29 protein-coding genes, 1 tRNA gene and 1 pseudogene are annotated in these 24,800 nt (G+C 57.8%); 19 read left to right on the forward strand and 12 right to left on the reverse strand.

What is annotated here, in order from left to right; genetic code table 11:
• Positions 1-708: 708 nt before the first annotated feature.
• The 4 genes from AAYR33_10640 to AAYR33_10655 all read right to left on the reverse strand — a co-directional run bounded on the left by AAYR33_10640 (position 709) and on the right by AAYR33_10655 (position 2,606).
• Positions 709-799, reverse strand: a tRNA-Ser gene (locus AAYR33_10640).
• A 29-nt stretch (positions 800-828) separates the two neighbouring features.
• Positions 829-1,464, reverse strand: coding sequence for a phosphoribosylanthranilate isomerase (locus AAYR33_10645; protein XAO71378.1), 636 nt, complete (start codon positions 1,462-1,464; stop codon positions 829-831).
• Positions 1,461-2,189 (reverse strand): orotidine-5'-phosphate decarboxylase, encoded by a 729-nt coding sequence (gene pyrF / locus AAYR33_10650; GenBank protein ID XAO71379.1) that lies wholly within the window; start codon positions 2,187-2,189, stop codon positions 1,461-1,463. The genes AAYR33_10645 and pyrF overlap by 4 nt, the downstream gene beginning before the upstream one ends.
• 24 nt (positions 2,190-2,213) lie before the next feature.
• Entirely contained in the window at positions 2,214-2,606 is a 393-nt protein-coding gene (locus AAYR33_10655) for a LapA family protein (GenBank protein ID XAO71380.1), read from the reverse strand.
• A gap of 529 nt (positions 2,607-3,135) precedes the next feature.
• On the opposite strand from AAYR33_10655, the gene AAYR33_10660 reads away from it, so the two are divergent.
• The 9 genes and pseudogenes from AAYR33_10660 to AAYR33_10700 all read left to right on the forward strand — a co-directional run bounded on the left by AAYR33_10660 (position 3,136) and on the right by AAYR33_10700 (position 8,983).
• Complete coding sequence (locus AAYR33_10660) at positions 3,136-3,876, forward strand: hypothetical protein (protein XAO71381.1); 741 nt, start codon at positions 3,136-3,138, stop codon at positions 3,874-3,876.
• A gap of 317 nt (positions 3,877-4,193) precedes the next feature.
• Positions 4,194-4,553, forward strand: a complete 360-nt coding sequence (locus tag AAYR33_10665; protein ID XAO71382.1) for a hypothetical protein — start codon at positions 4,194-4,196, stop codon at positions 4,551-4,553.
• Positions 4,554-4,601: 48 nt separating this feature from the next.
• Positions 4,602-4,988 (forward strand): hypothetical protein, encoded by a 387-nt coding sequence (locus tag AAYR33_10670; protein ID XAO71383.1) that lies wholly within the window; start codon positions 4,602-4,604, stop codon positions 4,986-4,988.
• A 24-nt stretch (positions 4,989-5,012) separates the two neighbouring features.
• A complete protein-coding gene (locus AAYR33_10675; GenBank protein XAO71384.1) occupies positions 5,013-5,423 on the forward strand; it encodes a hypothetical protein in 411 nt (136 codons plus the stop codon).
• Positions 5,424-5,427: 4 nt separating this feature from the next.
• Positions 5,428-5,760, forward strand: coding sequence for a hypothetical protein (locus AAYR33_10680; protein ID XAO71385.1), 333 nt, complete (start codon positions 5,428-5,430; stop codon positions 5,758-5,760).
• Between the two features lie 63 nt (positions 5,761-5,823).
• Positions 5,824-6,606: pseudogene (locus AAYR33_10685) on the forward strand (peptidase dimerization domain-containing protein).
• 219 nt (positions 6,607-6,825) lie between these two features.
• A complete protein-coding gene (gene pdxA / locus AAYR33_10690) occupies positions 6,826-7,818 on the forward strand; it encodes a 4-hydroxythreonine-4-phosphate dehydrogenase PdxA (GenBank protein ID XAO72468.1) in 993 nt (330 codons plus the stop codon).
• A 12-nt stretch (positions 7,819-7,830) separates the two neighbouring features.
• The gene (locus AAYR33_10695; GenBank protein XAO71386.1) at positions 7,831-8,568 is read left to right on the forward strand and encodes a pyridoxine 5'-phosphate synthase; all 738 of its coding nucleotides are present in this window, start codon (positions 7,831-7,833) and stop codon (positions 8,566-8,568) included.
• Positions 8,552-8,983, forward strand: a complete 432-nt coding sequence (locus tag AAYR33_10700) for a GNAT family N-acetyltransferase (GenBank protein XAO71387.1) — start codon at positions 8,552-8,554, stop codon at positions 8,981-8,983. Before AAYR33_10695 ends, AAYR33_10700 begins: the two co-directional genes overlap by 17 nt.
• A gap of 32 nt (positions 8,984-9,015) precedes the next feature.
• Here the strand turns inward: AAYR33_10700 and AAYR33_10705 are convergent, their stop codons facing one another.
• Positions 9,016-9,543 carry a hypothetical protein gene (locus AAYR33_10705; protein ID XAO71388.1) on the reverse strand — a complete coding sequence of 176 codons (528 nt, stop codon included), beginning with the start codon at positions 9,541-9,543 and terminating at the stop codon, positions 9,016-9,018.
• A 124-nt stretch (positions 9,544-9,667) separates the two neighbouring features.
• The gene (locus tag AAYR33_10710) at positions 9,668-10,150 is read right to left on the reverse strand and encodes a hypothetical protein (protein ID XAO71389.1); all 483 of its coding nucleotides are present in this window, start codon (positions 10,148-10,150) and stop codon (positions 9,668-9,670) included.
• A gap of 139 nt (positions 10,151-10,289) precedes the next feature.
• On the opposite strand from AAYR33_10710, the gene AAYR33_10715 reads away from it, so the two are divergent.
• The 3 genes from AAYR33_10715 (at position 10,290) to pyk (ending at position 13,116) form a co-directional block, all read left to right on the forward strand.
• Positions 10,290-10,517, forward strand: coding sequence for a DUF3126 family protein (locus tag AAYR33_10715; protein XAO71390.1), 228 nt, complete (start codon positions 10,290-10,292; stop codon positions 10,515-10,517).
• A gap of 130 nt (positions 10,518-10,647) precedes the next feature.
• A complete protein-coding gene (locus AAYR33_10720) occupies positions 10,648-11,604 on the forward strand; it encodes an SH3 domain-containing protein (protein ID XAO71391.1) in 957 nt (318 codons plus the stop codon).
• Between the two features lie 39 nt (positions 11,605-11,643).
• On the forward strand, positions 11,644-13,116 hold the full coding sequence (gene pyk / locus AAYR33_10725; GenBank protein XAO71392.1) for a pyruvate kinase: 1,473 nt from the start codon (positions 11,644-11,646) through the stop codon (positions 13,114-13,116).
• A gap of 67 nt (positions 13,117-13,183) precedes the next feature.
• Here pyk and AAYR33_10730 read toward each other — a convergent pair whose 3' ends face one another.
• The 3 genes from AAYR33_10730 to AAYR33_10740 form a co-directional block, all read right to left on the reverse strand.
• Entirely contained in the window at positions 13,184-14,170 is a 987-nt protein-coding gene (locus AAYR33_10730; GenBank protein ID XAO71393.1) for a prephenate dehydrogenase/arogenate dehydrogenase family protein, read from the reverse strand.
• A gap of 109 nt (positions 14,171-14,279) precedes the next feature.
• On the reverse strand, positions 14,280-14,561 hold the full coding sequence (locus tag AAYR33_10735) for a hypothetical protein (GenBank protein XAO71394.1): 282 nt from the start codon (positions 14,559-14,561) through the stop codon (positions 14,280-14,282).
• Positions 14,562-14,684: 123 nt separating this feature from the next.
• Positions 14,685-15,251, reverse strand: coding sequence for a hypothetical protein (locus tag AAYR33_10740; protein ID XAO71395.1), 567 nt, complete (start codon positions 15,249-15,251; stop codon positions 14,685-14,687).
• A gap of 245 nt (positions 15,252-15,496) precedes the next feature.
• Between AAYR33_10740 and hpnA the strand changes: the two genes are divergently transcribed.
• The 6 genes from hpnA (at position 15,497) to AAYR33_10770 (ending at position 22,525) form a co-directional block, all read left to right on the forward strand.
• Positions 15,497-16,495, forward strand: coding sequence for a hopanoid-associated sugar epimerase (hpnA, locus tag AAYR33_10745; protein ID XAO71396.1), 999 nt, complete (start codon positions 15,497-15,499; stop codon positions 16,493-16,495).
• A gap of 159 nt (positions 16,496-16,654) precedes the next feature.
• Positions 16,655-17,518 (forward strand): squalene synthase HpnC, encoded by an 864-nt coding sequence (gene hpnC / locus AAYR33_10750; GenBank protein ID XAO71397.1) that lies wholly within the window; start codon positions 16,655-16,657, stop codon positions 17,516-17,518.
• 198 nt (positions 17,519-17,716) lie between these two features.
• Entirely contained in the window at positions 17,717-18,586 is an 870-nt protein-coding gene (hpnD, locus tag AAYR33_10755) for a presqualene diphosphate synthase HpnD (protein ID XAO71398.1), read from the forward strand.
• An 11-nt stretch (positions 18,587-18,597) separates the two neighbouring features.
• Positions 18,598-19,884 (forward strand): hydroxysqualene dehydroxylase HpnE, encoded by a 1,287-nt coding sequence (gene hpnE / locus AAYR33_10760; protein XAO71399.1) that lies wholly within the window; start codon positions 18,598-18,600, stop codon positions 19,882-19,884.
• 95 nt (positions 19,885-19,979) lie between these two features.
• Complete coding sequence (gene shc, locus AAYR33_10765) at positions 19,980-21,899, forward strand: squalene--hopene cyclase (protein ID XAO71400.1); 1,920 nt, start codon at positions 19,980-19,982, stop codon at positions 21,897-21,899.
• Positions 21,896-22,525 (forward strand): hypothetical protein, encoded by a 630-nt coding sequence (locus tag AAYR33_10770; GenBank protein ID XAO71401.1) that lies wholly within the window; start codon positions 21,896-21,898, stop codon positions 22,523-22,525. Before shc ends, AAYR33_10770 begins: the two co-directional genes overlap by 4 nt.
• Positions 22,526-22,610: 85 nt before the next feature.
• On the opposite strand, the gene AAYR33_10775 is transcribed toward AAYR33_10770, so the two are convergent.
• Together AAYR33_10775 and AAYR33_10780 are read right to left on the reverse strand one after the other, a co-directional pair.
• Entirely contained in the window at positions 22,611-23,111 is a 501-nt protein-coding gene (locus AAYR33_10775) for a hypothetical protein (protein XAO71402.1), read from the reverse strand.
• A 97-nt stretch (positions 23,112-23,208) separates the two neighbouring features.
• Complete coding sequence (locus AAYR33_10780; GenBank protein ID XAO71403.1) at positions 23,209-23,358, reverse strand: hypothetical protein; 150 nt, start codon at positions 23,356-23,358, stop codon at positions 23,209-23,211.
• A 130-nt stretch (positions 23,359-23,488) separates the two neighbouring features.
• Between AAYR33_10780 and AAYR33_10785 the strand changes: the two genes are divergently transcribed.
• Positions 23,489-23,731 carry a hypothetical protein gene (locus AAYR33_10785; GenBank protein ID XAO71404.1) on the forward strand — a complete coding sequence of 81 codons (243 nt, stop codon included), beginning with the start codon at positions 23,489-23,491 and terminating at the stop codon, positions 23,729-23,731.
• Positions 23,732-24,086: 355 nt separating this feature from the next.
• Here AAYR33_10785 and AAYR33_10790 read toward each other — a convergent pair whose 3' ends face one another.
• The gene (locus AAYR33_10790; protein XAO71405.1) at positions 24,087-24,710 is read right to left on the reverse strand and encodes a hypothetical protein; all 624 of its coding nucleotides are present in this window, start codon (positions 24,708-24,710) and stop codon (positions 24,087-24,089) included.
• Between the last annotated feature and the right edge of the window lie 90 nt (positions 24,711-24,800).

Consider the following 24,800-nt stretch of genomic DNA (forward strand, 5'->3'; position numbering starts at 1 on the left):
GTCAACTTACCCTAGTCCGATGTGGTCACCAGTAACTGTTTCAAGCGCAATAGAAGAATTGAACGGTAGATTTAACGAGCAAAGCATAGGTTATAGATTTGAATCAAACAGGATAATTCGCGTTGATTCGTAATTTGTGCGTTCTGAGGTTGTTAAACCTGTTCTCGAACTGTTGAGCGGACGCAATTTCAACGGCGCCAACAATGAATTTTTAAAGGCTCACGAGCACTACAGATATAAGAGATACGAGGAATGTATCAATGAGGCGTCGAAAGCCTTTGAGAGCTCTATGAAGTCAATTTGCGCGACTAACAGTTTGGAGGTAAAGTCAACGGATTCAACAAAAAGGCTGATCGAAACAATTTTCGCGAAAGGGCTTCTGCACGAATATTTGGAGCCTTACTTCGCATCGCTGCAAACTCTATTGAAGAACGGCATCCAATATTCTGTTTCTTGTCGATGCTGCGAGACGGTGAAGAGTCGATTTGATACGAATACGCCAGCATCTCCGATGTTTCGATAATTCTGTGACTTCCTTGACGACAATTTGGTCGGTCGCTTCTAACGACATTTCGTGACCCCCAAATTTGCCCCCAAATTTTTTTTGCTTGAACGGAAAGAAGCGAGAAATTTTGGGAGAGTTATTCTGTTTAAGGGGCTGCTTTTTGAGTTTTTTGGGTCACCTAGGTTTGTGCCAGGAAACGCCTCTGGCGGAGAGAGAGGGATTCGAACCCTCGGTACGCTATTAACGCACACACGCTTTCCAAGCGTGCGCCTTAAGCCGCTCGGCCATCTCTCCAGCGCTGGCGGAAGATAGCAAGCTTCCCGTCAAGCGCAAGGGGTTCTTGCGGCTTTTACGAACCGGGCTATCAATTCAGCGGATTTCACGCCGGGTCGGGTTTCAACGCCGGAGGAAACATCGACGGCTGGCGCGCCGGAGGTGGCAATGGCTTCAGCGACGTTTTCCGGCGTCAGCCCCCCGGCAAGCAGCCAGTTTTGCGGCGCTTTCCAGCGTTTCAGCGGTGCCCAATCCATAATGCGGCCATTCCCGCCGGGCCGACCATCTTCCGTCCGTGCAGCAGGTTCAATCACAAGGCCGTTACAAAGTGGCGCGTCGGGCAGGTCGGAAAGGGTGGTGACGGCGATGGAGACCCACACAGGCAGACCGAAACGCTGCCGGATTTCCGCCGCTCGCTCAGGCGAGTCGTAAATCTGCAAAATCGATAGGAGCGCGGCGGCCAATGCGTCCGCGATCTCATCATCCGAAGGTTTGACGAACAACCCCACCGCGCGGCGCACCGCCGAGTCCCCGAAGCGCGTCAGCAGCGCGCCAACCTCTTGCCGCGTCACAAAGCGTGGGGATCGCGCGTAAAACACAAAGCCGATCCAGTCCGCCCCGTTGTCCAGCGCGGCGGCGACGTTTTCGTGATCTCTCAGCCCGCAAATCTTGACGCCGACACTCATTTTGCGGCCTGGATCTCATCCTGAATGGCGCGGGCGGCCTGGGTGGGGTCAGGGGCCTGGGTGATGGGGCGACCAACGACAATCCAATCCGCCCCCATTCGGGCAGCTTCGCCGGGCGTCATGACACGTTTCTGATCGTGGCTCTGGCTTCCCGCCGGGCGGATGCCGGGGACGACCAGCGTGGGTTTCGCCCCGAATTCCTGACGGATCGGCGTGATCTCCTGCGCAGAGCACACCAGCCCGTCGGCCCCGGCACGCAGGACGACGTCCGCAAGGCGCATCACCTGTTCCGCCGGCGTGGCGTCAACGCCAATCTCGCGCAAACCGGTCGCATCCATACTCGTCAACACCGTGACGGCCAGCAGGGCGGGGCGGCTTTCAGCGGGGTAAGCCGCATCAATCGCCTTACGGGCCCGCGCAATCATCTCACGCCCACCCGCAGCGTGAATCGTGAGGAGGCAGGCATTGATGTGGGCCAGACTTTTCAACCCATGGCTTACCGTATTCGGGATGTCGTGCAGTTTAAGGTCCAGAAAAACGGGCTGGGTGCGGGATAAATCCTTGGCCGCATCAAATCCGCAGCCATAGACAAACTCCATCCCGAGTTTAATCGCATCCACGACACCCGCAAGCTGCGCCGCCCAGTTCTTCGCCTGGGTGATGTCGGCTGTGTCTAAGGCGGCGATGAGGCGGGTGCGCGGCGCGGGCTTATCGGTAAGGCTCACGGATGGTAAATCGTGGTGGCGGCGTCAAGTGGCGCCGACGGTGCCGGTTGTGGCATCGGGCGCGGCGCCGAGGCGCTCATGCAGGCTGACAAGCTGCGTCTGGAGGGTCTGGACCTGTTGCTCAGCCTTGCGGGCGCGTTGACGCTGACGGAAACCGTCGACGGATGACATGGCGGCACCAAAAAGCGCGCTGGCTATGCCGACGACAAGCACAAGAATATTGACCGGTAGTTTAATGTCGAAATTGATCATTTTTAGCGTGGCAGTATCAAGATTGCTGAGGGCAAAAATAATCAGTATGACTAGAAAGATGATAATAAAAAGCAGGCGCAACATCGTCTCACTCCGCAGGTAACCAGATGAGAAACATCTCTCCAGCCCACACGGTTGCAAACTAGCCTGAGCCGCTTCGGTCATCAAGTCTTCGTGTCAGGTGATGGTCCGGATGCCAGGCTGAAAGGATCTTTTCACCCCGTAACATAGCGTCTGCTTCAGGCGGCACGTCAGTATTCCGGGCTTAAAGCTTTGATTGAATTCAGCATATTTCCGAAAGTCACCAAGCGTTAAAAATCTGCATAAATGGGGCGGGATGGGTTGTTTGGCCAAAGCCTTTCGCGATATCAATTGCAGCAAAATAATGTTCGTCTGGGTTTGACGTCAGGATGTCGGTCCGAAAGCCCGCGTGGCGATCTGCAGGAAAGGAATGCGGTTGGATCAGGCGTAGGAACATAAGCCGCTATGGGCAGAGTTTGACCTCTCCTGGTATCGCCAGCGATACCAGGAGGAAATTATCAATATCGCCCGTGATGTCACTGATGAAAATCTGGAGGCTTTCTGGCGCGATTTCGGCTCAGCCTACGGACATTCGCCCAATCGTTATTTTGATGAAGTCTTTTACCGTCGCAATAATCGCTCCGTCGGCGACGGCATTCATCGGGGTATCTTTGTGTCCGGTTTCCAGCATTATGACAAGATCGGCTTCTGCGCGCCTCACTGGATGTTCGATGAAACGGGGTATTTTATCCATAATCCCGATCTGACCATGCGTCGTCTTAAAGATGAGGGGCTGCGCAATGGCTATGATCATTATCTGCGCTTCGGCCAGAAAGAGCAGCGCATCAGCACGCCGTTTTTTGACCCTGACGTGCTGCGCATCTCACTTTTCCAGGCGCGTCAGGGTTATTTCAGTCCTCAGGGTGAGTTTACCCGGTTTCAGGAGGATACGACCGTCGCATCGCTTCGATGCTCATGGTATTTTGATCCTGACTGGTATCTTGAACATTACCCCGCCGTGCAGGAGATGATCACGGAAGGGGCGTATTTCTACGCCTTGCAACATTATCTCTCAAATGACTCACCGACGGCCTTCAATCCCAATCCTTATTTTGACGATGGCTGGTATCGTGAAATTTATCAGGATGTGGCGACTGAGGTCGCGCTGGGTAAATTGCGTAATGGATATGAGCATTTTATCCGCTTCGACCTGAAGGAAGGGCGTCTGCCAATGGAAGGGGCGGTTCTGCAACCCCAATCCATCTGCACCATGCGTGATAATGCGTTCCTCTCCTATATCCGCACCGATAAAATACTCTTCCTCAAGACGGGTCTCGTCGTCACGGAGGCGAGTGCGCTCTCAATTATTGATCAGCTTGATGCCGAGGCGGACTTGCCGTCATCGCACCGCTGATCCTCGATCGCAATGGCAGGGTTCAGGAGGCCGGCCAGCATCTATGGCGCGATGGCAGTCTCTATAACTTCGGGGAGGGGGCGGAAAGTACATGCCCGGCCCTGCAAAACCGACGTCCCTGCGACTCTGTCGGTGGAGATGCCTATCTCTGCCACAAGGAGAGTTTCGTCCGGGCAGCGCATGAGGATGATTTTGCCACGGCCGGTTACCGCTTCCCGACGCTGGACGCCCGCCCGAGGGAGAGGAACGTTGCGTGCAGAATTATTTATGACCCCAGCCTGGTCATTCACAATCTGTCCCGGGATGAAGGCTTCGAGGTGGAAGGCGATGGTGATCGCGCGAAATTTATCAAACAATATGGTGATTTCTGCGCCTATCGACCGGTGAAAGCCGCCCACTCTGCCGCACTTGGTGCCTCCGTCAAGTTGTTGGTGCGTCGGGTGATGATGATCACCGATGATCTGCCGGGATATAAGCCTTATGCGGCTTCCTTGCGTCTGGCCTCCACCGTCAGGGATATGGTTGCCCTCGGGCTGAAGGTCACGATTTTCTCAGTCACGCCGCGAGAGGCGCAGGATGCGAAGCTTCGTCGTTTCTTCGACCCCGAAGTTGAATTGGCGCAGGCATCCGCGGATGTGACATTGCAATCCTTCCTGAAGGCGCGCGCGTTGCTTTGATTATGTCTGGTTTGACGGGCGCGGCTCGTCCCTCAGATATGGGGTGCGTTGACGGCCGCGCAGGATGGTTTTCCGCTGACAGGTTACGTTTGCGATGCGCGCCAGCCGGCCTTTGAGACAGGCACACGCCGGACACCGATTATGGGTGCACGGGACGGGTGGGAAACCCCGTCTGAGGAGGCGGTTCTGAAGGAAGAAGAACTCACCCGCCTTCTCTGGCTCTTTCAATCTATCGTTGTCGCCAGTGAGCATGAAGTCGCAGCCCTGCAGAAATCAGGTATCGAAAAATGTTGCAGCCTGCCGATCGGTGAGCAGAGGGGGAACGCGAAATCCTTCCGGGAGCGTGTCGATCTTCTCTTCGCCCTGCCGGTGCTTGAGCGGGGCGATGTCGGATATCGCGCCCTACATTGGACATTACGGGAGATTATGCCGTGACTGGAGAAGAAACTGGGCCACCCGGTGCAGCTACATGTCAGCGCGGTGCCTGAAAATATCCCCCTGCTGACCAGCCTGCGACATTACATCCATCTCGGCGCGCCCCTTGAGGGGGGTCCGCTCGAAGCACTTTGCGACAGGGCGCGCTTGATGATTGACCCGTCAGATGCCTCACTTTCCCTCACTGTTGAGGCGGAATGCGCCTTAAGTCACGGCCTCCCCGTCATCGCTTCAGGTGAAGGGGTGGAGAATGGCGTCGTCTATGTGTCCAACGCGCCGGAACTCTTCGTTGAGGCCATCGCCACACTCTATGAAAATGAGGAAGCCTGGGACATCTACTCTGAATATGCGCGCCGCGACGCGCCGAAGAGGGAGGATAATCTCGCAAATTTAAAAGCGATCCTCATGTCGTCCAAATCGCATGAAAAGGAATGATAATATGTCGCAGATGTTGGAGCAAGTTCTTGCGGAAATTGATCGCACGCTGGAGGCGAGTCTCGCTCGGCTTGAGACATTCCTCAGAATTCCGAGAATCTCAACTCGGCCGGAGCATAAGGCGAATTGCCGTCGGGCCGCAGATCACCTCGTCTCTGACCTGACATCAATCGGGTTTGAAGCAAGGACGGAAGACACGCCGGGTCATCCCATGGTTGTCGCCCATATATCGGCAGACCAGCCTGAAAACGCCGCCCATGTGCTTTTTTACGGTCATTACGACGTGCAACCGACCGACCCTAAGGTTTATGGCGTCATCCACCGTTTGAACCGGTGATTGAAAATTAGGATGGGCGCAAGGTCATCGTGGCGCGGGGCCTCGGACGATAAGGGCCAGGTAATGACATTTATAGAGGCCTGCCGCGCCTGGAAGAAACTCACAGACAAGCTCCCTGCTTCTGTATCATTTCTGATTGAGGGGGAAGAGGAAAGTGGGGGCGAAAATCTTCTACCTTTCATGAAGGCGCATCGCGATGAGTTGCGCGCTGATATCGCCCTCATCTGCGATACGGATATGCCGGATCGAACAACCCCCGCCATCACGACCAGCCTTCGTGGCCTGCTGGCTGAGGAAGTGACGGTAAGCTGTGCGCAGCATGACCTGCATTCCGGCATGTTCGGAAACGTCGCGCGTAACCCGGCAGAGATATTAGGGCGTATTATCGGTTCCTTACGCGATGAGGCCGGGCGCGTTGTCCTTGCCGGTTTTTATGACGGCGTCGCAACGCCCTCTCCGGAAATCCGTGTGCAATGGAAGACCGTTTTCCCCGATGATAAGGCGATCCTTCAACCGCTGGGTCTGACGGATGCGGCGGGTGAACGCGATTTTTCGGCAATTGAGCAGATCTGGGCGCGGCCGAGTTTTGAGGTTAATGGCATCATCAGCGGTTATACGGGCGAGGGGTTCAAAACCGTTATCCCGGCGAAAGCGACCGCTAAAATCTCCTTCCGCCTCGTGCCGGGTCAGGACCCGCAGAAAATCCGGGAGACCTTCCGCGCTTATGTGGAATCCTTGCTGCCAACGGATGCGAAGGTGCAATTCACGTCGCATGGGGCGTCATCGGGCTCTCGATTGGCGCAGGCCGGTCAATTCCTTGAAAAAACCCGCGCGGCCCTTCAGGATGAATGGGGTAAGCCCGCTTTGATGATCGGTTGTGGCGGGTCGATCCCCGTTGCGGGGGAGAGGTCAAGGAGGCACTGGATATGGATGCGCTTCTCGTCGGATTTGCTCAGGATGATGACCGCATCCATTCCCCGAACGAGCAATATGGGCTTGAGCAGTTCCATCGCGGCATGCGGTCCTGGGTGCGCATCCTTGCATCCTTTGCCGCCTGAAGCCCGTATGACGGCCCGCCCGCCTCTTCCTTCGATTGCCATCACGATGGGCGACCCTGCCGGAATCGGGCCGGAACTGATCGCGCCACTTTGGCAATCCCTGCGTCAAAGCGGGCCTGGCTTCGTCTGGCTGGGCGACCCACGCCTTCTGCCAGATCATGTGCCGCATGAAATCGTCGCGTCACCGGACGCGGCGCTTTCATGTTTTGCCACGCGCCTGCCCGTCATGCCGGTCACGCTACAGGAACGCGCGGAGGCGGGGCGCCCCGATCCACGTCATGCCCCTTCGATTATCGCGTCGATAGAGCGCGCGACCCGCCTGGCGCGAGAGGGGAAGGTCGCCGCCATCGTCACCAGCCCGATCAGCAAGCATGTCCTGAAAGATGCGGGCTTCGATTTCCCCGGGCATACGGAATATCTCGCGCATTTATGCGATGTGCCCGGCGCGGAGGTGATGATGCTTGTCTCGCCGCATCTTCGCGTGGTGCCGGTGACGATCCATGTCAGTCTGCGTGACGCTATCGCGCAGTTGGACACGCCGCTTATCGAAAAAATCGGCACCACCTTAATCACCTCTTTACAGAGAGACTTCAATATTAAGACGCCGCGCATCGCAGTTGCGGGGCTCAACCCCCATGCGGGTGAAGCCGGGTATATGGGCGATGAGGAAGCCCGCATCATTGCGCCGGCGATCACGGCCCTGCGCCGCTTCGACGCGGAGATTTCCGATCCCTTGCCGCCAGATACGATGTTCACAACGCAAATGCGGGGGACGTATGATGTCGCCCTCTGCATGTATCATGATCAGGCGTTGATCCCACTTAAAACGCTGGATATGGCGCATGGCGTCAATGTCACGCTCGGGCTGCCGATTGTGCGCACATCGCCTGACCATGGTACAGCTTTTGACATTGCCGGGCGCGGCATGGCAGATGGGTCAAGCATGTTCGAGGCCGTCCAGCTGGCGCATAAACTGGCAGCGCACCGGCGTCGCGCGTGACAGGGATTTAGAATGATTCGTCTCGGCATTAACATCGATCACGTCGCGACATTGCGGAATGCGCGGGGCGGGACCTACCCGGACCCCGTTCGCGCGGCGCTGGAAGCGGCAAAGTATGGCGCGGACGGGATCACCGCTCATTTGCGGGAGGATCGGCGTCACATTCGGGATGAGGATATGCGGCGTCTGAAAGCCGCGCTCACCATCCCCCTCAACTTCGAAATGGCGGCGACGGATGAGATGGTCTCCATTGCCAGCGCATTGCGCCCTCACGCCTGTTGCCTGGTGCCGGAACGGCGGCAGGAAGTGACGACGGAAGGCGGGCTGGATGTCGCCGGGCAGAAGGATACGCTGGCCCCCAAAATCCGGCGGCTTCAGGAGGCGGGTATCCGTGTCTCGCTTTTCATCGATCCCGATGCGGCGCAGATCCATGCTGCCGCGGCGCTGAACGCGCCGGTTATCGAGTTACATACAGGGTCCTACGCGGGAGACCCGTCTGAGGACGCTTTGACGCGCCTTCGGGATGGGGCCGATCTGGCAGGGTCGCTGGGGATCGAGCTCCATGCGGGACACGGGCTGACAACCACGAATGTTGGCGCCATCGCGCGTTTACCGGGCTTGAAAGAGCTGAATATCGGTCATTTCATTATGGGTGAGGCCATTTTCATCGGGTTGGGGCAGGCCATTACTGACATGCGCTATGCGATCGAAAAGGGCAAAGGAGAATCCGGTCATGACCGCCGCAAATGAAATCCTGCCGGTCATCACGCTGACCGTCGATGAAACGCTGCCATTGCGGCAGGCTGTGCTTTGGCCATCCCTGACATTGGATGGGTGTCGAGTTGAGGGCGATGCACAGGCGCGCCATTACGGCATGAAAATCAATGAAGAGGTCGTTTGCTGCTTCTCAGTATTCGATATCGGTAATCACTGCGTGCGACTGCGCAAATTCGCAACGGCGGCTGCGTGTCAGCGCAAAGGTTATGGCGGCTATCTGCTTGAGCACGTCATGCGCCTTCTGCAGACGGAGCATGTGGCTAGCGTCGTGCTGGATGCCCGCCTTACAGCCGCGCCATTTTACGAGAAACACGGCTTTACCGCGATCACCGAGATTTTCAAAAAATCGGGCGTCGCGCATGTGCGGATGGAGCGCCGCCTGACCTGACATTGCGGATTGGGCGCCTGAAATCCCGTTTGTCACTTCGCGGGTTTTTGGGAGGTGTCCGTGACGGGGGAGGTTGGGTCCGGTTTCACAACAGGCACTTCCTGCGCCGAATAAATTGCGGGTGGATGACGGACGCAGCCACGCACAATGACGGCGCAAATCCCGTCTGAGCCGACCACCTCATCCGTGTCGCCCGTATAATGCACCTCTGAAACGCGGTCATAATCCAGACGCATGACCGCCGTGCAATTCGTCCCGCCCCCGCTCAGGAGGTTTTGGATCAGATTGGCGATATCGCCGACCGGGATGAGTGTCATGCCGGAAGCAGTCTCTACGGCTTTTGACCTCGTATATTGGTAGAGCTCGATATGGTCGCCAACTTTTTCCTTCTTGGCGAGAACGCCGGCACAGGCTTGCAATTGCTGCGATGACAGCCCGACCAGTTGAGACTCTGCCAATCGTGCATTGCGCGAGTCAAAAAAGCCGCATCCGTTGAGAACCGTGAGGATCGAAGCGGCCATGAAATATGTCGCATGTCGCATCTGGGTCCTCTCAGCCATTGTCAGGCTTTTAAAAGCCTGAAGGCCGGGAAGTTGCGTCTTTCATGGCAAATCGCGATGACCCGGCCATGCGGGTCATGCGCTTTTACGAGAGGATACCGGGGAATTGTCAGCATTCCAGACTTTATCCGACAGGTTCATCCTCGGACGCCTGAAGGCAATCCAGTCGTTGGAACGTGTATTTAATGTCGTGGAAGCTCCGGATTTTCTCCATCGCGCTCTGCTTCCATGCCGTATTGCCCTCTCGGCAGACCTGAGCGCCGTTGAGCGGGCTGTACCGAGCGATTGAAATCAGCGCCAGACCACCGAATGTATCATTAACAATCCGGAGGCGGATGGCGCGACGCAAAATCGGAAAAGCCGTCTCAGGCGCATGATCCATCAGAGCGCGCAGATCGGACCGTGGCAAAACCGGGTCAGCCTTGGCAATCGCCTGCGCGACGACGTGCCAGCGATTTTGCTGGGTCAAAACGGTCGCCGCAATAGTGGCGCCCCGATTGGCCATGGCATCAGCGATGACGCGGGGCGTCGCCAGCACATCTGAATGTGCATAATGCGGCGGGCTCGGCAGAAGCAATGAATTAATGGCCGCGATGAGCTTGATCATGCCCCCCTTATCGCAGCAAGGGCATGGCAAGCTCAAGGCGTAAATGGGGCAAAAAGGAGGCATCCTCGCGAGGGAGGGTTTCGGATGGGCGGGAGATGCTTTAAACAGGCGTCTTCACGCATGCAGGAAGAAATTTGACATGGCTATTATCACGTCATCCGAAATTCAACGTCTGCAGGAGACGTTGCGGCGTCTTCTGGGGTCGCCGGGCCTCATCGTCAATGCGCCGCCACGGCCCGGCCTATCTGTCGAGCTCGCCGCAAATGGGGAAGTGATCGGAACAATCCATCGGGATGAGGATGAGGGCGAAGTTTCCTACGCGATCCACATTACGGTGCTGGAGGAAGATCTCCCCCCGGCCAGCTGACCGCCTTTCTGAAGACAGGCTGCGTCGACGCGGCGCCTCTCACAATTGACAAGAAGGCCGTGCCGTTCGGTTTCAGGTCGTCTCAGCGTAAATTCTGGTGCTCTGGCGCGCGCGATGGCATATTGATGGGATGAGCATCGGCAATCCGCATCGCGCCTGTCTGACGGCAGAATTTTCTCTCGCAAAATGCGGGCCGAGTCTTGCGCGGAGATGTTTTCCAAATTTCCTGATGCTGCTCGCGATGGGCATCCTCATCGCGCCTGCTGCGTCAGACGCGTCCCCGTCCCGCAAGAAAGCGGCGCGCCACAATCATGTGGCGCACAGCGCCCACGCCGCGCAAAAGCCACATGCGCGCCGGAAAGCACCGCGCCGCGCGGCCAAACACGTTGCCGCGCACGTATCGAAGTCAAATCTCCGACCGAAAACAAAGCAAACAGCGCTCCCCGCCGCGCCAGCCACACCCAACGCTGCCATGGGAAAGGCTGCTCTGGCGGCCCTTGCTGCGGAAGCGCAGGCGGAGAGGATGCCGGCAAATAAGGGCTCCCAAACCGGACTGCCACTGCCGCGCCTTGCGGCGCTGCGATCAGATAAAGTGTTCTTCCGGCGTGGACCGGGCCAACGTTATCCGATTGAGTGGATTTATCGTCGGCGTGGCCTTCCCGTAAAAATTGAGCGGGAATTCGATGTGTGGCGCCTTGTCGAAGATAGTGACGGCGTCAAAGCCTGGGTGCATCAGGCCACATTATATGGCCAGCGACATTTCGTCATTCCATCCATCAATGCGCCTCTGGAAACGGGCGCGCATGTCGATGAAAAATCATCCCCCACACATGCTGACCCGCAGATTGTCGGTTATCTGACAGAGGATGAAATGCAGGCCCATGCCCAGCATGTGGCCAGGCTGTATCATAACCCCGATACACAGTCCCGCGTTGTGGCGGTTCTGCGGCCGGGCGTTGTCGGGCGCCTGCGTGTTTGCGCAGCCGCTTCCGATTGGTGTCAGGTTAATGTAAAGGGTTATAAAGGCTGGTTAGAACGGAAAAATATCTGGGGACTCCTCCCCGATGAGGTTCTGAAGCCGGATTGAGCTTAAAAGGCGAATACGACGTTGATACCGGAGACCTTGATGACGATTTCTCGACCCACAGCGCATGTCCTTTCGGGAGGAGCTGTTAGAAAGCCTGGCCTGCGACGCACAAAAATCGTGGCCACGCTGGGTCCAGCCTCCTCAACTTATGAGATGATCCGGGCGCTGGCCGTGGGTGGCGTCAATATGTTCCGTCTCAATTTTTCCCACGGTACGCATGAGGATCACGCAGCCCGACATAATATCGTGCGCGATGTCGAGGCGGAACTGAAACGCCCGCTGGCTATCCTGGCCGACCTTCAGGGACCGAAACTTCGTGTCGGCACCTTCGCGGAAGGGCGGGTCAAGCTTGAGAAAGGTGCCAAATTCCGCCTTGATCTGGATCGTGCGCCTGGCGACACGCAACGCGTCTGCCTTCCACACCCGGAAATCATCGAAGCGGCACGACCGGAGAGTCACCTTCTGCTTGATGACGGTAAAATGCGGTTGCGTGTGCTTTCCGGTGACGCGTCGCATCTCCTGACAGAGGTTGAGGTGGGCGGCTTCCTCTCCGATCGGAAGGGCGTCAATGTCCCGGATGTCGCTTTACCAATCCTCGCATTGACGGAAAAAGATCGCCGGGATCTCGATTTCGCGCTGGAGCTTGGCGTTGATTACATCGCCCTCTCATTCGTGCAGCGCCCGGAAGATGTGCTTGAGGCGAAGGAGATCGCCAAAGGTCAGGCATGGATCATGACCAAACTGGAGAAACCCCAGGCTGTGGCGCGATTGAGCGAAATCATTGCCGTATCGGACGCTGTCATGGTGGCGCGTGGCGATCTCGGCGTTGAGTTGCCGGCTGAGGAAGTCCCGATTGAGCAGAAGCGCGCCATCGCGGAGGCCCGCTTTCAGGGCAAACCGGTTGTGGTGGCGACTCAGATGCTCGAGAGCATGATCAGCGTGCCGACGCCAAAGCGGGCTGAGGTCACGGACGTTTCCAATGCGGTTTATGATGGAGCGGATGCGGTCATGCTTTCCGCGGAGAGTGCCTCTGGCCAATATCCGCTTGAGGCTGTCGGCGTGATGGCGCGCGTGACTCGACGCATTGAGCAGGATCAGGAATGGAGTCCGCAGGATGGGGCTTTCCGCCCCGATAGTGACGGCACCGTCAACGGCGCGATTGCCGAGGCGGCCTGGCAGGTTGCGGAGTCGATTTCCGCTGCTGTGATCGTCGCTTACACGGCGAGTGGGCTCGGCGCCCTGCGCATCTCGCGAGAGCGTCCGGAATGCCCCATTCTGGCCCTGACGCCAAATGATGATGTTGCGCGCCGTCTCAATGTGGTGTGGGGCGTCTATGCCATGTCGGTGGGGCAGGAGATGCCGGTCCTGAATGTCGAGGCTGTGGTGGATCAGGCGGTCGAGCTGGCTGTGTCAGAGGGTTACGCCAAGAAGGGCGATAAGTTGGTCCTCCTGATGGGCCTTCCCTTCGGCACGATGGGCGCGACCAACACTTTGCGCGTCGTCACCGTCTGACGCTCGCGCCCGCGACATAAGCGGCCTGCCCGGGCCGCGACGTCCTCTGCTTTCACCACACCGACATTCAGCCGACGCGCAGAGGGGCCGCGTTGGCCGGTGTGGGGCGAGAGGCCGACCTGTCGACGTGACCGGAAAAGCCTGGTAGTCGTGGCGTGAGATGCGCAGGGTCTTGCGCTTGCTCACGATCCACCAGGCTTTTCCGGATGCGCCGCCCTCTCTCTATGGCATCAATGATGCGTGACTCATCATCATCACGAATGGCGCGCGCCAGATCCTCAACATCATCCTGAAAACGCGCCAGCGTCTCCAGAATAGCATCTTTATTGGAGAGGAAAATATCGCGCCACATCACTGGGTCCGAACCGGCGATACGCGTGAAATCCTTAAAGCCGGTGGCGGCGTAATCCAGAACGGCCGTGCGGTAGGTTTCCGACATTTTATCGGCCGTGTCGCAGATCGTGAAGGCGATCAGATGCGGGAGGTGGCTGACAATCGCGCAGATGCGATCATGCTCCGATGCTTCCATCATGCGCGTTTTGGCGCCGAGCGCCCGCCAGAAGGTCACCAGCCGATCCACATCCGGTTTTTTCGCCTGGGAAGTGGGAGTGATGAGACACCAGCGATTTTCAAAAAGCGTGGCGACTCCGGCGTCGGGCCCGGAAAACTCCGTCCCCGCCATGGGGTGGGCTGGGATGTAGGAAATATCCTCTCGGAGATAGGGCGCGATGTCCGCAATGACAGATTGCCGTGTGGATCCGACATCGGTCAGTGTGGCACCGGGTTTCATATAGGGGAGTGCGATACGGGCCGTCTCGGCAATGTGGCTGACGGGCGCGCAAATCACCACGCAATCCGCCTCCTTGACAGAAGCGGCAATGTCCGGCAGATAAAGATCGGCAAGCCCCAGCGCCCGCGCTCGCGTGACGACATCGGGTGCAATATCGTAGGCAACGCTGTGCGACGCGATATCTGGCTTTTCCCTCATGCCACGTAGAATGGACGCGCCGATCAGGCCGATGCCTAAAATGCAGATTTTATTATATATGGCCATGATCGGGGCTTAACAGCCTGAGCGTGGGGGTCAAGCCCCTAGATGAGGCGGTCGGTTATGGTTCGGCTGAAAGCTGTGCGTCATCCGCGTGCAGGTTACGGAGACTTCGTCACTCATAAAGCTGCCAGATAATGATGACGGGGATGCCGATCGCCAGGTCACGCCCGCGCCGGAGGAGGGGGATCACCACGCCGCTATCGGCACTGACGCCGACGAGCAGGCCAAGGGCGATATAAGCGGCCTCTGCACGCCCAACGCGGCAGGGACGACAAAGGAGGCGGACATGATGCCGCAGAAATGCCTTCAATGGCGATGGCCGCGATAAAGCTGATCGGTGCACCCAGAAGATGAAGTGCGAGATAGGTAATGCCCGCGCCACTGATCCAGGCAAGCAGATGCAGGAAGGCACTGAGGGCGACGCGGCCAGGGCGCGCCCATAATGCTTCCAGATAGGATTGAAATTGATGAATATTGTCGTTGATCAGCGCGCCTCAACTATGGGTAATGTGATCGCTCAAAGCCAGACCAAGGCGGCGGAGCAGCGCACCGCCCTATGTTGCGTCCAGATAAATCCGGCCACGCCGATGGCGATGATGCTGATGCCGATGAGGGCGGCGGGCACCGTAAATTGCGCGGCGCCGCTGTGACGCGTCAGGCACAGGATCGCCAGCAGGACAAAGGCGATCTGGCCGAGCACTTCGGTCGTGATATCAACGATATTGGCGGCGGCGGCCTCTGCAAGGCCGATCGGCGGCTTGCGACTGCGCGCCGGGCGCTTTTTACAGGTAGCCCGGACGCCGACAATCATGCCGCCTAATTGCGAGAAAGGGAGGCAATTACTGACAGCATCCCGGACGGCTCGTGCGCCGATGGCCCGGCCAAGGTCCAATTGAGGGCAGGCCGCAAACCACGCAACTCCCAGAAAGATATTGACCACCAATTGCGCGAGGACAATTTCGACAAAGCCCCAGGCACCCAGATGTGCGAAAGCATCCAGAATGGGACGCACACCCAGTTTGGCCATGATCACCGTGATGACAGCGACGCCAAGGAGGAAGAAGAGGGAGCTGATTGTCTTCAAAGAAAAGGGTCGTCCGGCTTGGTTAAAAGGCGCGGACACGCTGGCGCTGTTGCCAGCTCAACCCATAGCCTCAGGCAGATACCGTCAGGGAATACAGCCCCGAAACACCGGGCTGGCTTTACACCATATTGAAGGCGGATATCATCCTAAAATTTCACTTTACTTTCTTAACGGTTCGGTTGCTTTAGATGACTTTACTGGTATGTCTACGACTCTGACGATTTTAATGAGATTTAGGGCGGGCGATGACAGATTGCATCTTTGTTACGGGCGCCACAGGGTTTGTTGGCTCTGCCGTCGCGCGCCAATTGAGCGCGCGTGGGTATCGACTGAAACTGCTGGTGCGAAATGCGGCAAACCGCGCGAATATCGCGGATTTCAAGGCTGAAATCGTGACGGGCGATCTGCTTTCCCCGCAAAGCTATGCCCACGCCCTCAAGGGTTGCCGCTATCTCTTCCATGTCGCGGCTGATTATCGCCTCTGGGTGCCTGACCCGACGAAGATGATGCGGGCTAATGTTGAAGGCACGCGGCAACTCATGCTTGCCGCGCTTCAGCATGGGGTGGAGCGGATCGTCTATTGCTCTTCCGTTGCGGCGCTGGGGCTGACGAAGGATGGTCGCCCCGCTGATGAGACGACGCCTGTCTCAGAGCATGATATTATCGGCGTCTATAAGTGGTCCAAATACCGGGCGGAGCAGGAGGTTCTGCGCCTCGTCCTGGAACGCCAGCTCCCGGCTGTTATCGTCAACCCGTCCACGCCTGTCGGGCCCTGTGACATTAAACCGACACCGACTGGCCAGATGATCCGTGACATGATTGGCCAGCGCATGCCCGCCTATGTCGATACAGGTCTCAACATCGTGCATGTCGATGATGTCGCGCATGGACATTTATTAGCGCTTGAGAAAGGCAAAATTGGCGAGAAATATATTCTCGGTGGTGAAAATCTGATGCTGGATCGGTTCTTCTCCCTGATCGGGGAAGTCGCTTGCGTCAAAGTGCCCAAAATCAAACTCAAGCAATCCTGGCTGGTGCCTGTGGCGATTATTTCAGAGTGGCTGTCCCGTGGTTTCGGGACGACACCACGCGTCACGCGGGAAACGCTTGCCATGTCGCACAAGAAAATGTTTTTTTCATCTCTCAAAGCACAGCAGCATCTGGGATATGCGCCCCGTGCCGCGCGGGAAGCCGTTATTGAGGCTGTTGCATGGTTTCGTGCCCATCCGGTAGAGAAACGCTAGGACTCGCCTCCAGGTGATTTCCGTGACGTGATAAGGCGGGCGCGGGCGGTTTTCACGTCTGTCATAAAGCTGATAAGCTTGACCCTCACCCATCTGAGTGACGCGCAACCCTTTACACAGGTTATTGCGCGATATTGCTGGTAAAAATGAGGGAAGAATATGCCATGTGACGCGGATTTAAGCTGGGTTGGCCCCGATGTTACCTCAGGAAAAGGGGCGGGGGATGAGAATTTCCCGGTCGGCACCCTGCTGATTTCCCGCCGGAATCGCGGTCATATCATGGCTTATTATCATTTCGCGCGTTGCATCGATGATATTGCCGATGATCCCACCCTCCCGCCGGACCAGAAAGCGGCGCGCCTCTCCGCGATGAACGCAATATTACGCGGGGCCGACGCGCCGATTGGGCGTCACGATGCGGCGACGGCGGAGACCCTCCATCGACATTTCAAAAAGCTCGACCTTCCCTATGAAGTCGCGTCCGACCTCATTAAGGCGTTTCAACAGGATGTCACGAAATCCCGATATGCGAATTGGGCGGAACTGGTCGATTACTGCAGTTTCTCCGCCAATCCTGTCGGGCGGTTCCTGCTGTTGCTGCATGGTGAATCGGTGGATATTCTCCCGCGCTCCGACGCGCTCTGTACGGCGCTGCAGGTCATTAACCATCTTCAGGATGTGTCGACGGACCTTAAACGACTTGATCGCTGTTACCTTCCGCAGGACTTCCTCACGCAGGAGGGGGCTGAGGTCGGGGATGTGGCGTTTTCGCACAGTAAGCCCGGTTTGAGACGGGTTTTTGACCGTATGCTGGATGAGATCGACTCCCTGAATGATCAGGCTGCGACCCTGCCCCCCCTTATACGCAATCGACGCATGCGCATTTACACGGCGATCATCGTCGCATTATCCCGCCACCTTGCGTGCCGCCTTCGGCGGGAGGACCCCGTCGCGGGCCGGGTCAAACTCTCATTATGGGATGTGGTGCGGTCTTTGGGGACAGACAGCCGCCGCCTGATCTAAAGGATCCCACACCGCCGGAACGCGCAAGATCCGACGTCTTTCCTCATGCGTGCCGACATGATTCGCGGGCCGGGCGCCCTCGTCGCTATTTGGCGTTTTGCCATTCTGTGGTGTAAAGAAGGGCGGATCATGCTTCGGTCCGCTGTGTCAACGCCGCGTCCTTTAAAAGCAGATTACTTAACGGTTTGGGGTGTTCTTTTGACTGGATCACGTTTTGACCGCGTATTGGGTTGTCACGCAGCAGATCTGGCGGCTGTTGAGGCGATTGTCACGCGGGCAGGCACTTCTTTTGCCAAAGGTATGCATATCCTCTCGCGGGAGCGCCGCTACGGCATGTTCGCGATTTACGCGTTCTGTCGTGAGGTGGATGACATTGCCGATGGCGATACGAAGGTCGAAAATCCGGTTGAAGAGCTTGAGGCGTGGCGTGCCCGTGTCGCACATATCTTTCAGAATGAAACGCAGAACGCGCTTGACCGGGTTCTCGCTGCGACAATCCAGGAATTTGACCTGCAGCAGAAGGATTTCGACGCCGTCATTGACGGCATGCTGATGGATGTCCCCGATCCGGTCATCGCGCCGGATGAGGCGGCGCTTAATCTTTACTGTGATCGTGTGGCTTCCGCCGTGGGTCGTTTGTCCGTCCGGGTTTTCGGAGACGCGTCGGAGGAGGCGGAGCGTGTCGCGCACCATCTCGGCCGCGCTTTGCAGATGACGAATATCCTGCGTGATATCAAGGAAGATGCGGATCGCGGACGCTTATATCTCCCGAAGGAATTATTATCGCGGTTCAAAGTCCGGGCAGAGCCGCAGGAGGCGCTTTACGCACCTGGACTTGACGGTTTGGCACGTGTCCTGGCGAAGCGCGCGCATGATCATTACCGCCTCGCATGGGCCGCCATGAAAAAATGCGGGAAGAAGCCAATGCGCCCCGCCGCCATGATGGCCGCGTCCTATCAGCTCATCCTCTACGCGCTTGAGAAACGCGGCTGGACACAGCCGGAAAAGCCCGTGCGCGTCAATAAGGCGCTGCGCCTGGCGCGCTCGCTGATTGTCGGGTTTCGTTAGTTATAATGCCCATGATCCACGTTATCGGAGGGGGGCTGGCAGGATTATCCGCCGCCGTTGAATCACTCGGCAACGCAAATGTGCGCTTGTATGAAAGCGCCAGAAACTGCGGGGGGCGTGTCCGGTCTTTTTATGACAAAGCCCTCGACCGACGGGTCGATAATGGCAATCATCTCGTGCTCTCTGCCAATCGCGCAACGTTTCGCTTTCTGGGGCTGATCGGCGCCTATGACGACCTGACCGGGCCCGGCGCACCGATCTTCCCCTGGCATGACGTGGCGACAGGCGAATCCTGGGTGTTGCGCCTCAATGAGGGACGCTTTCCATTCTGGGCATTCTGTCCCTCCCGGCGCGTGCCGGGAATGCGGTGGCGTGACCTCGCCGTGATGTTGCGGTTACTGCGTTGTCAGCCGGATGACGTGGTGGCGTCCTGCCTCGGAAACGATGCTTTATCCCGACGATTACTGGCCCCGTTCGCGGTTTCCGCTTTGAATACGCCGATCGATGCGGCGGGGGCGTCGCTTCTGAAAAAGGTCGTTCAGGAATGCCTTCTTCAAGGCGGGCGGGCATGTCGGCCTTTCTACCCGAAACTTGGCCTGTCGGAAACGTTTGTGACACCGGCAGAGGCCCATCTGGCGCGTATGCGGGCTGAGGTGCGGACAGGGTGTCGCGTGACAGGGCTGCAAATTCAGGAGGGTCGGGTTAGTGGTTTGGAGGTGGGCGCGGAAGTCATCGAGATCGCCCCGGATGACCAGATCGTGATCGCGACACCAGCACCCGTGGCGGCCAGCCTGCTCCAGCCCTTCTGGCCGGAATTGACCGTGCCGGATGCGTTTCAGAGCATCATTAATGTGCATTTCGCCCTTCCGACGCTCACGACCTATCATGGTGAGGCAGGCCGGGCCGGGTTTATCGGGGTGAATGGCGGCATCACGGAGTGGATTTACCTGAAGCCGGACCTCCTTTCCGTAACTGTCAGCGCGGCCAATCGCTATCTGACAATGGCGCAGGAGGCGCTCACGCAGCAGATCTGGCAGAAGGTGCGCCAGGTCGTCCAGCCCCTGACCGCGACAAAATTGCCACAGGACGCGCCGCAAGCACGCGTGATCATTGAGAAACGCGCGACGTTTGCGGCAAGTGTGGCGCAAGATAAACGACGTCCCTCAACAATAACGCCGCTATCAAATCTGGTGCTCGCGGGGGACTGGACGCAAACCGGGCTACCATCAACCATTGAGGGTGCCATTCGTTCTGGTGTAGAAGCCGCGCGCGTTCTCAACCAGCGAAGAATGTTCTGAACGATAGAAAGATGTTTGATAAGGGCGAAGAAAATATGTTGGTTCATTCTGAACGTCCCGCCAATGGGTCGCGGCACCCATCAGCGAGTACGGACATGAATCAGGTACAGTCGGCCATTAAGTCGGCGCACAGTGTCTTGACGCAGAAGCAGAAAAAAGACTGGCACTGGGTGTTTGAGCTGGAGGCTGATGCGACCATCCCTGCGGAATTCATCCTGCTTGAGCATTTCCTTGACCGTATTGATGAAGACGTCGAGCAACGTATGGGCGTTTATCTCCGGCGCATTCAGGGGAAGTACGGGGGGTGGCCCCTTTATCATGACGGGGCATTTGATATTTCCGCTTCGGTCAAAGCTTATTTTGCCCTGAAAGCGATTGGAGATGATGTGGATGCGCCGCATATGCGGTGCGCGCGTGAGGCGATCCTGGCGCACGGGGGTGCTGAGCGCGCCAACGTTTTCACACGGTTTCAGATGGCCGTTTTTGGTCAGGTGCCATGGCGCGCCACGCCGGTCATGCCGATTGAACTGGTGCTGATGCCCCGCGCCGGGTTCTTCTCCATCTGGAACATGTCTTATTGGTCCCGCACCGTCGTCACGCCTCTTCTTGTCGTGCGCGCGGTTGAGGCGCAGGCGGTTAACCCGCGGAATATCTCGATTCAGGAGCTTTTCGTCACCCCGCCAGAGAAGATTCGGGATTGGAATCACGGGCCCTTCCGCTCCGTCTGGGGGCGGCTCTTTACCGGGATCGACAAGGTCATCCGCCCCATTGAGCCTTTCATGCCCGCCAAATTGCGAAAAAAGGCGATCCAGGCGGCGCTCGATTTTATTGAGCCCCGGCTAAGTGACGGGGGGTTGGGCGCGATTTATCCTGCCATGGCCAATGTCGTCATGATGTATCGCGCACTTGGTGTCAGCGATGATGACCCGCGTGCGCGTCAGGCATGGCAGGCCCTTCTGGACCTGATCGTCACCCATGGCGCGGAATCCTACTGTCAACCCTGTGTATCGCCTGTCTGGGATACGGCGCTGACCGGGCTGGCGATGTTGGAAGCCTCAACGGGAAGCCGCCCGACCGCGCCTGAAGCGACACGCGACATGCTCGGCAAAACCGCCGCCTGGCTGCGTGAGCGCCAAATTCTGGACCTTAAAGGCGACTGGGCGATGAATACGAAGGCGCGGCCAGGGGGCTGGGCTTTCCAATATGACAATGATTACTACCCGGATGTCGATGACACGGCGGTCGTCGGGATGTTGCTCCATCGGGAGGACCCCAAGGCAAATAAAGAGGCGATTGCCCGTGCGCGGGAATGGATCATCGGCATGCAGAGCAGCAATGGCGGATGGGGTGCTTTCGACGTCGATAATAATCTTGATGCGCTGAACCATATTCCGTTTGCCGACCATGGTGCGCTTCTTGACCCGCCGACGGCGGATGTTTCCGCGCGTTGCATTTCCTTCCTCTCACAATTAGCGCTGCCGGGAGATCGCGATATTATTGATCGCGGCGTCGCCTATCTTTTGCAGGAGCAGGAGAAAGACGGCTCATGGTTTGGACGGTGGGGCACGAATTACATTTACGGCACATGGTCCGTGCTCTGCGCCCTGAATGCGGCCGGGCTCGATCATGACCACCCCGCCATATGCCGGGCTGTGTCGTGGCTTGAAAGCGTCCAACGGGAAGATGGTGGATGGGGCGAGGATTGCGCGACATTTGAAGGCGCACCGCCCGGGCAATATCATGAAAGCCTCCCATCGCAGACAGCCTGGGCCACCCTTGCCCTGATGGCGGCGGGCCGCAAGGACAGTCCCGCCGTGGCACGCGGAATCGCTTACCTTGTCGCCGCGCAGGGTGAGGATGGTGAATGGCAGGAGAAACCCTTCAACGCGGTTGGTTTTCCGAAGGTCTTTTATCTCCGTTATCATGGTTACCGGCAGTTTTTCCCGCTCATGGCGTTGAGCCGATATCGCAATCTCGCCGCGAGCAATTCCGGCAAGGTGGAATACGGATTTTGAAACTCGGCATTCTTGTCGGACTCAAGACGGAAGCCCGGTTGATCCAATCCGTCTTCCCGGATGCGGTGATCGCGATCGGCGGTGCCACGCGACAAGGGGCCATGCGAGGCGTCGAGACGCTCAGGCGAAACGGGGTGGAGGCGCTGCTCTCCTTCGGGTGTGCGGGCGGCCTGTCTGCCGATGCGCGGGTTGGGGACATTCTGACACCCGATTGGGTGTTTGTCGACGGCCAGCCTATCACCTGCGATATTGATCTGCTCGGCGCGCTGGGGCTTGACCGCCGGGGCGCGTCATCAGGCGGGCTTTACCATAGTGACGTGGCGGTGACGCGTGCGACTGACAAGCATCGTCTTTGGACGGAAACGCATTGCCGCGCCGTGGATATGGAAAGCGGCGTCGTCGCCCTTTCCGGCTTGCGGTTCTGTGTGCTCCGCGTCATTTGCGATGATGCGGCGCGGGATCTGCCCAAAGCGGTTGGAAGCATCATGGGGAGCGGGCGCATTTCATTCTTCCGCATCGTGACATCCCTCATCATGTCTCCGGGCCAGATCCCTGACCTCATGAGGCTGGGTGGTGACGCGCGCAAGGCCCGCCAATCCATGGCCGCTTATCTCGGGACAAAATAAAGAGCGGTCGCTGTAGCGTGCGGATTTTACGGGCGCGCGCGGTGCGCTGATCGTCACGACTTGGCTCCCCGCGTGACTCTCGCTGTTATCGCGACGCTTTATGTTGCGTCGCGAGGCGCTTCATCCAGACCTGGTGAACTTTCTCTGCCGAGTCGGGCCGCGCGTGCTGGGGCGTCCTCACATTCGGTTTAACATGTCGCTTCCCGAGTGAGGGGGTGGCACCGGATGCCGGGTGGATGGACACGTCATTCAGCGCCTGCTCACAAAGGCTTCCCTTGCCAACACCGAATTGAATCGTTGGCAGGACAAGTGCCGGTGGAAAAGCTGCCGCCAAAGCCGCCGTTGTCGCGGCGCGCCCGATGATTTCAGCGCCCGGCAAAACGGAGGGCGCGCGAAGTGAACCGGAGATATTGACTTTCCCCGGAAGGGACAGGATCGAGAAAGACGTGCTGCAGGTCGTCACATGGTAATCAAGTTTTTCCGTCCGGAGATTGATGGTGCCTCCGCCAAGCGTGCGCGTATCATCTGTCTGGAGCAGGAAAGCCCGGGTGGACAGCACACCATTATTAAGCGGCAGATCAGCCATGAAGCATTTGAGATCCGTCTTCTCAGATAAGCCCAACGCGGAAAGCAGTGCGCTCCCCAATTTGAGCCCCAACAGATTAGGCAGGAGCGCGGTAATCTCAACTCCCCCGATCAATGACGAGTGAGACACTTCCATCGCCATTGCCGAGAAGGCTGGCGATGGAATTTCCTCGGGCGGAAAGTTTCGCATATCCACCCATGCGCCCCTCACTGTCCTTATCGCCCAGCCCTTGAAGGAGCTTACCCAAGGGGGAGGCTCTTCGCATCGACGGCGATATTAGCCGCAAATTCCTTCGAGCCCGCCGGTTTGAGCGTGCCCTTCAGGAAAAGCTCGCCCGACCCGATTGCGTAGCTTAGGCGCTTGATATCAATCGCCCTATGATCAATGACGACATCGGCATTGATATTGTCGAAAGGCGTATTCTTATTTTGGATATGGTCGCCGTGATAGACGAGATGCGCGTTGACGGCGTTGAGCTTGGGAATGTTGATCGGGTCGGCGGGCAGGAACTTGCCGCGTTGCGCCTGCGCCTTATCCTCCGTTTTGCCCGGCTTGGTCCCGATAAACCCACCGAGATCGGCGAGATCAACATTTTTGGATGGAGGCGGGCGTCGACGTAAGGGGGCTTGTCGCGCGGGCTGACAGCGATCGTGCCGCCAATATCTGAGTTGCCCATGCGCCCGGCGAAATTGCTAAAGCGGATCATCTCGGCGGAATAAGCGAGCTGGCCTTTAACGTCGAAGGGCGGCGTGTGCGGGATGGGGATGCCCGTCAGGCCCTAAAGCAGCGCCATATCCGGCCCGGAGAAATGCAGAAGCAGATCCGTCCCTTTGAAATGTAAAGGATCCTTGACGACGCCCTTCAGATCGACGTGGGTCGGACCATTATCGACGCGCGCCTCAATGGATAGGGACGTGATTCATGCGTCAGGTCCTTCAGAGCGACCCTGCTTTGATCTGCGCGGTGATGGGGGCATTATTGTAGCGCCCCTGCGCCGTTGATCAAAATATCCCGATCTCCGTCCTGGCGCGGTTTGGAAGTCGCGATGGCCACTTCCATGTCCGTTTTAGGTTTGGCGAGCGCAACGTTGATCTTGCCGTCAGAGACGATCAGATCCCCGATTTTTGGGAGGGAAGACGGGTCAAACGGCTTGTCATCTTTCGGAGCGGGTTTGGATGGGTCGCTGAACTGATAATTCGCCGTGCCATCCGCTTTGGAAGCAAGGTCAACCCGCGGCGTGTCGATTTTGATGAGGAGCAGCTCTTTCCCATGGCCGGTCAGGTAACGCCAGAGGTCGAAGGATACCACGATGTCTTTGATCGACGCGAAATCGTTTTTCCGATCCTCAAAAGCTTCGGGTTGCGCGATCCGTAGCCCCTCAAGCGACGTCGTGCGCCAGGGGCGCAGGTGGAGGTGCTCCATTGTGACTTTGCGGCCCAGCGCCGCCGAGGCCTGTTTCTCAACCAGTGGGATAAACCAGTCTCCCCGGGCGAAGAAGATAAGAAAGACGATGATGGCAGCAAAAATATACAGGATAAGCATCGGCCAGCTTTGCCAACGATTCGTGCCGGATGTGCCGGATTTCTTAAAGAGACTCATAAATATCTCGTCCCTCTTGACCTTGCTGCACGCGCCCCCTGGAGAAAAACCTGTCAGCCACCCCGAAGCGCTGAAAACGCTTGAAATTTT

The organism is Acetobacteraceae bacterium, from assembly GCA_039613835.1.
In the GTDB taxonomy this organism is placed as follows: domain Bacteria; phylum Pseudomonadota; class Alphaproteobacteria; order Acetobacterales; family Acetobacteraceae; genus Sorlinia.

What these genes read in the sequence shown, in the direction of transcription:
- AAYR33_10645 (XAO71378.1), bottom strand. Translation starts at nt 1,464, where the DNA reads ATGAGTGTCGGCGTCAAGATTTGCGGGCTGAGAGATCACGAAAACGTC.
- AAYR33_10655 (XAO71380.1), bottom strand. Translation starts at nt 2,606, where the DNA reads ATGACCGAAGCGGCTCAGGCTAGTTTGCAACCGTGTGGGCTGGAGAGA.
- AAYR33_10680 (XAO71385.1), top strand. Translation starts at nt 5,428, where the DNA reads ATGTCGCAGATGTTGGAGCAAGTTCTTGCGGAAATTGATCGCACGCTG.
- pdxA (XAO72468.1), top strand. Translation starts at nt 6,826, where the DNA reads ATGACGGCCCGCCCGCCTCTTCCTTCGATTGCCATCACGATGGGCGAC.
- AAYR33_10695 (XAO71386.1), top strand. Translation starts at nt 7,831, where the DNA reads ATGATTCGTCTCGGCATTAACATCGATCACGTCGCGACATTGCGGAAT.
- AAYR33_10700 (XAO71387.1), top strand. Translation starts at nt 8,552, where the DNA reads ATGACCGCCGCAAATGAAATCCTGCCGGTCATCACGCTGACCGTCGAT.
- AAYR33_10705 (XAO71388.1), bottom strand. Translation starts at nt 9,543, where the DNA reads ATGGCTGAGAGGACCCAGATGCGACATGCGACATATTTCATGGCCGCT.
- AAYR33_10710 (XAO71389.1), bottom strand. Translation starts at nt 10,150, where the DNA reads ATGATCAAGCTCATCGCGGCCATTAATTCATTGCTTCTGCCGAGCCCG.
- AAYR33_10715 (XAO71390.1), top strand. Translation starts at nt 10,290, where the DNA reads ATGGCTATTATCACGTCATCCGAAATTCAACGTCTGCAGGAGACGTTG.
- AAYR33_10720 (XAO71391.1), top strand. Translation starts at nt 10,648, where the DNA reads ATGAGCATCGGCAATCCGCATCGCGCCTGTCTGACGGCAGAATTTTCT.
- pyk (XAO71392.1), top strand. Translation starts at nt 11,644, where the DNA reads ATGACGATTTCTCGACCCACAGCGCATGTCCTTTCGGGAGGAGCTGTT.
- AAYR33_10730 (XAO71393.1), bottom strand. Translation starts at nt 14,170, where the DNA reads ATGGCCATATATAATAAAATCTGCATTTTAGGCATCGGCCTGATCGGC.
- hpnA (XAO71396.1), top strand. Translation starts at nt 15,497, where the DNA reads ATGACAGATTGCATCTTTGTTACGGGCGCCACAGGGTTTGTTGGCTCT.
- hpnC (XAO71397.1), top strand. Translation starts at nt 16,655, where the DNA reads ATGCCATGTGACGCGGATTTAAGCTGGGTTGGCCCCGATGTTACCTCA.
- hpnE (XAO71399.1), top strand. Translation starts at nt 18,598, where the DNA reads ATGATCCACGTTATCGGAGGGGGGCTGGCAGGATTATCCGCCGCCGTT.
- shc (XAO71400.1), top strand. Translation starts at nt 19,980, where the DNA reads ATGAATCAGGTACAGTCGGCCATTAAGTCGGCGCACAGTGTCTTGACG.
- AAYR33_10775 (XAO71402.1), bottom strand. Translation starts at nt 23,111, where the DNA reads ATGGCTGATCTGCCGCTTAATAATGGTGTGCTGTCCACCCGGGCTTTC.
- AAYR33_10785 (XAO71404.1), top strand. Translation starts at nt 23,489, where the DNA reads ATGATCAATGACGACATCGGCATTGATATTGTCGAAAGGCGTATTCTT.
- AAYR33_10790 (XAO71405.1), bottom strand. Translation starts at nt 24,710, where the DNA reads ATGAGTCTCTTTAAGAAATCCGGCACATCCGGCACGAATCGTTGGCAA.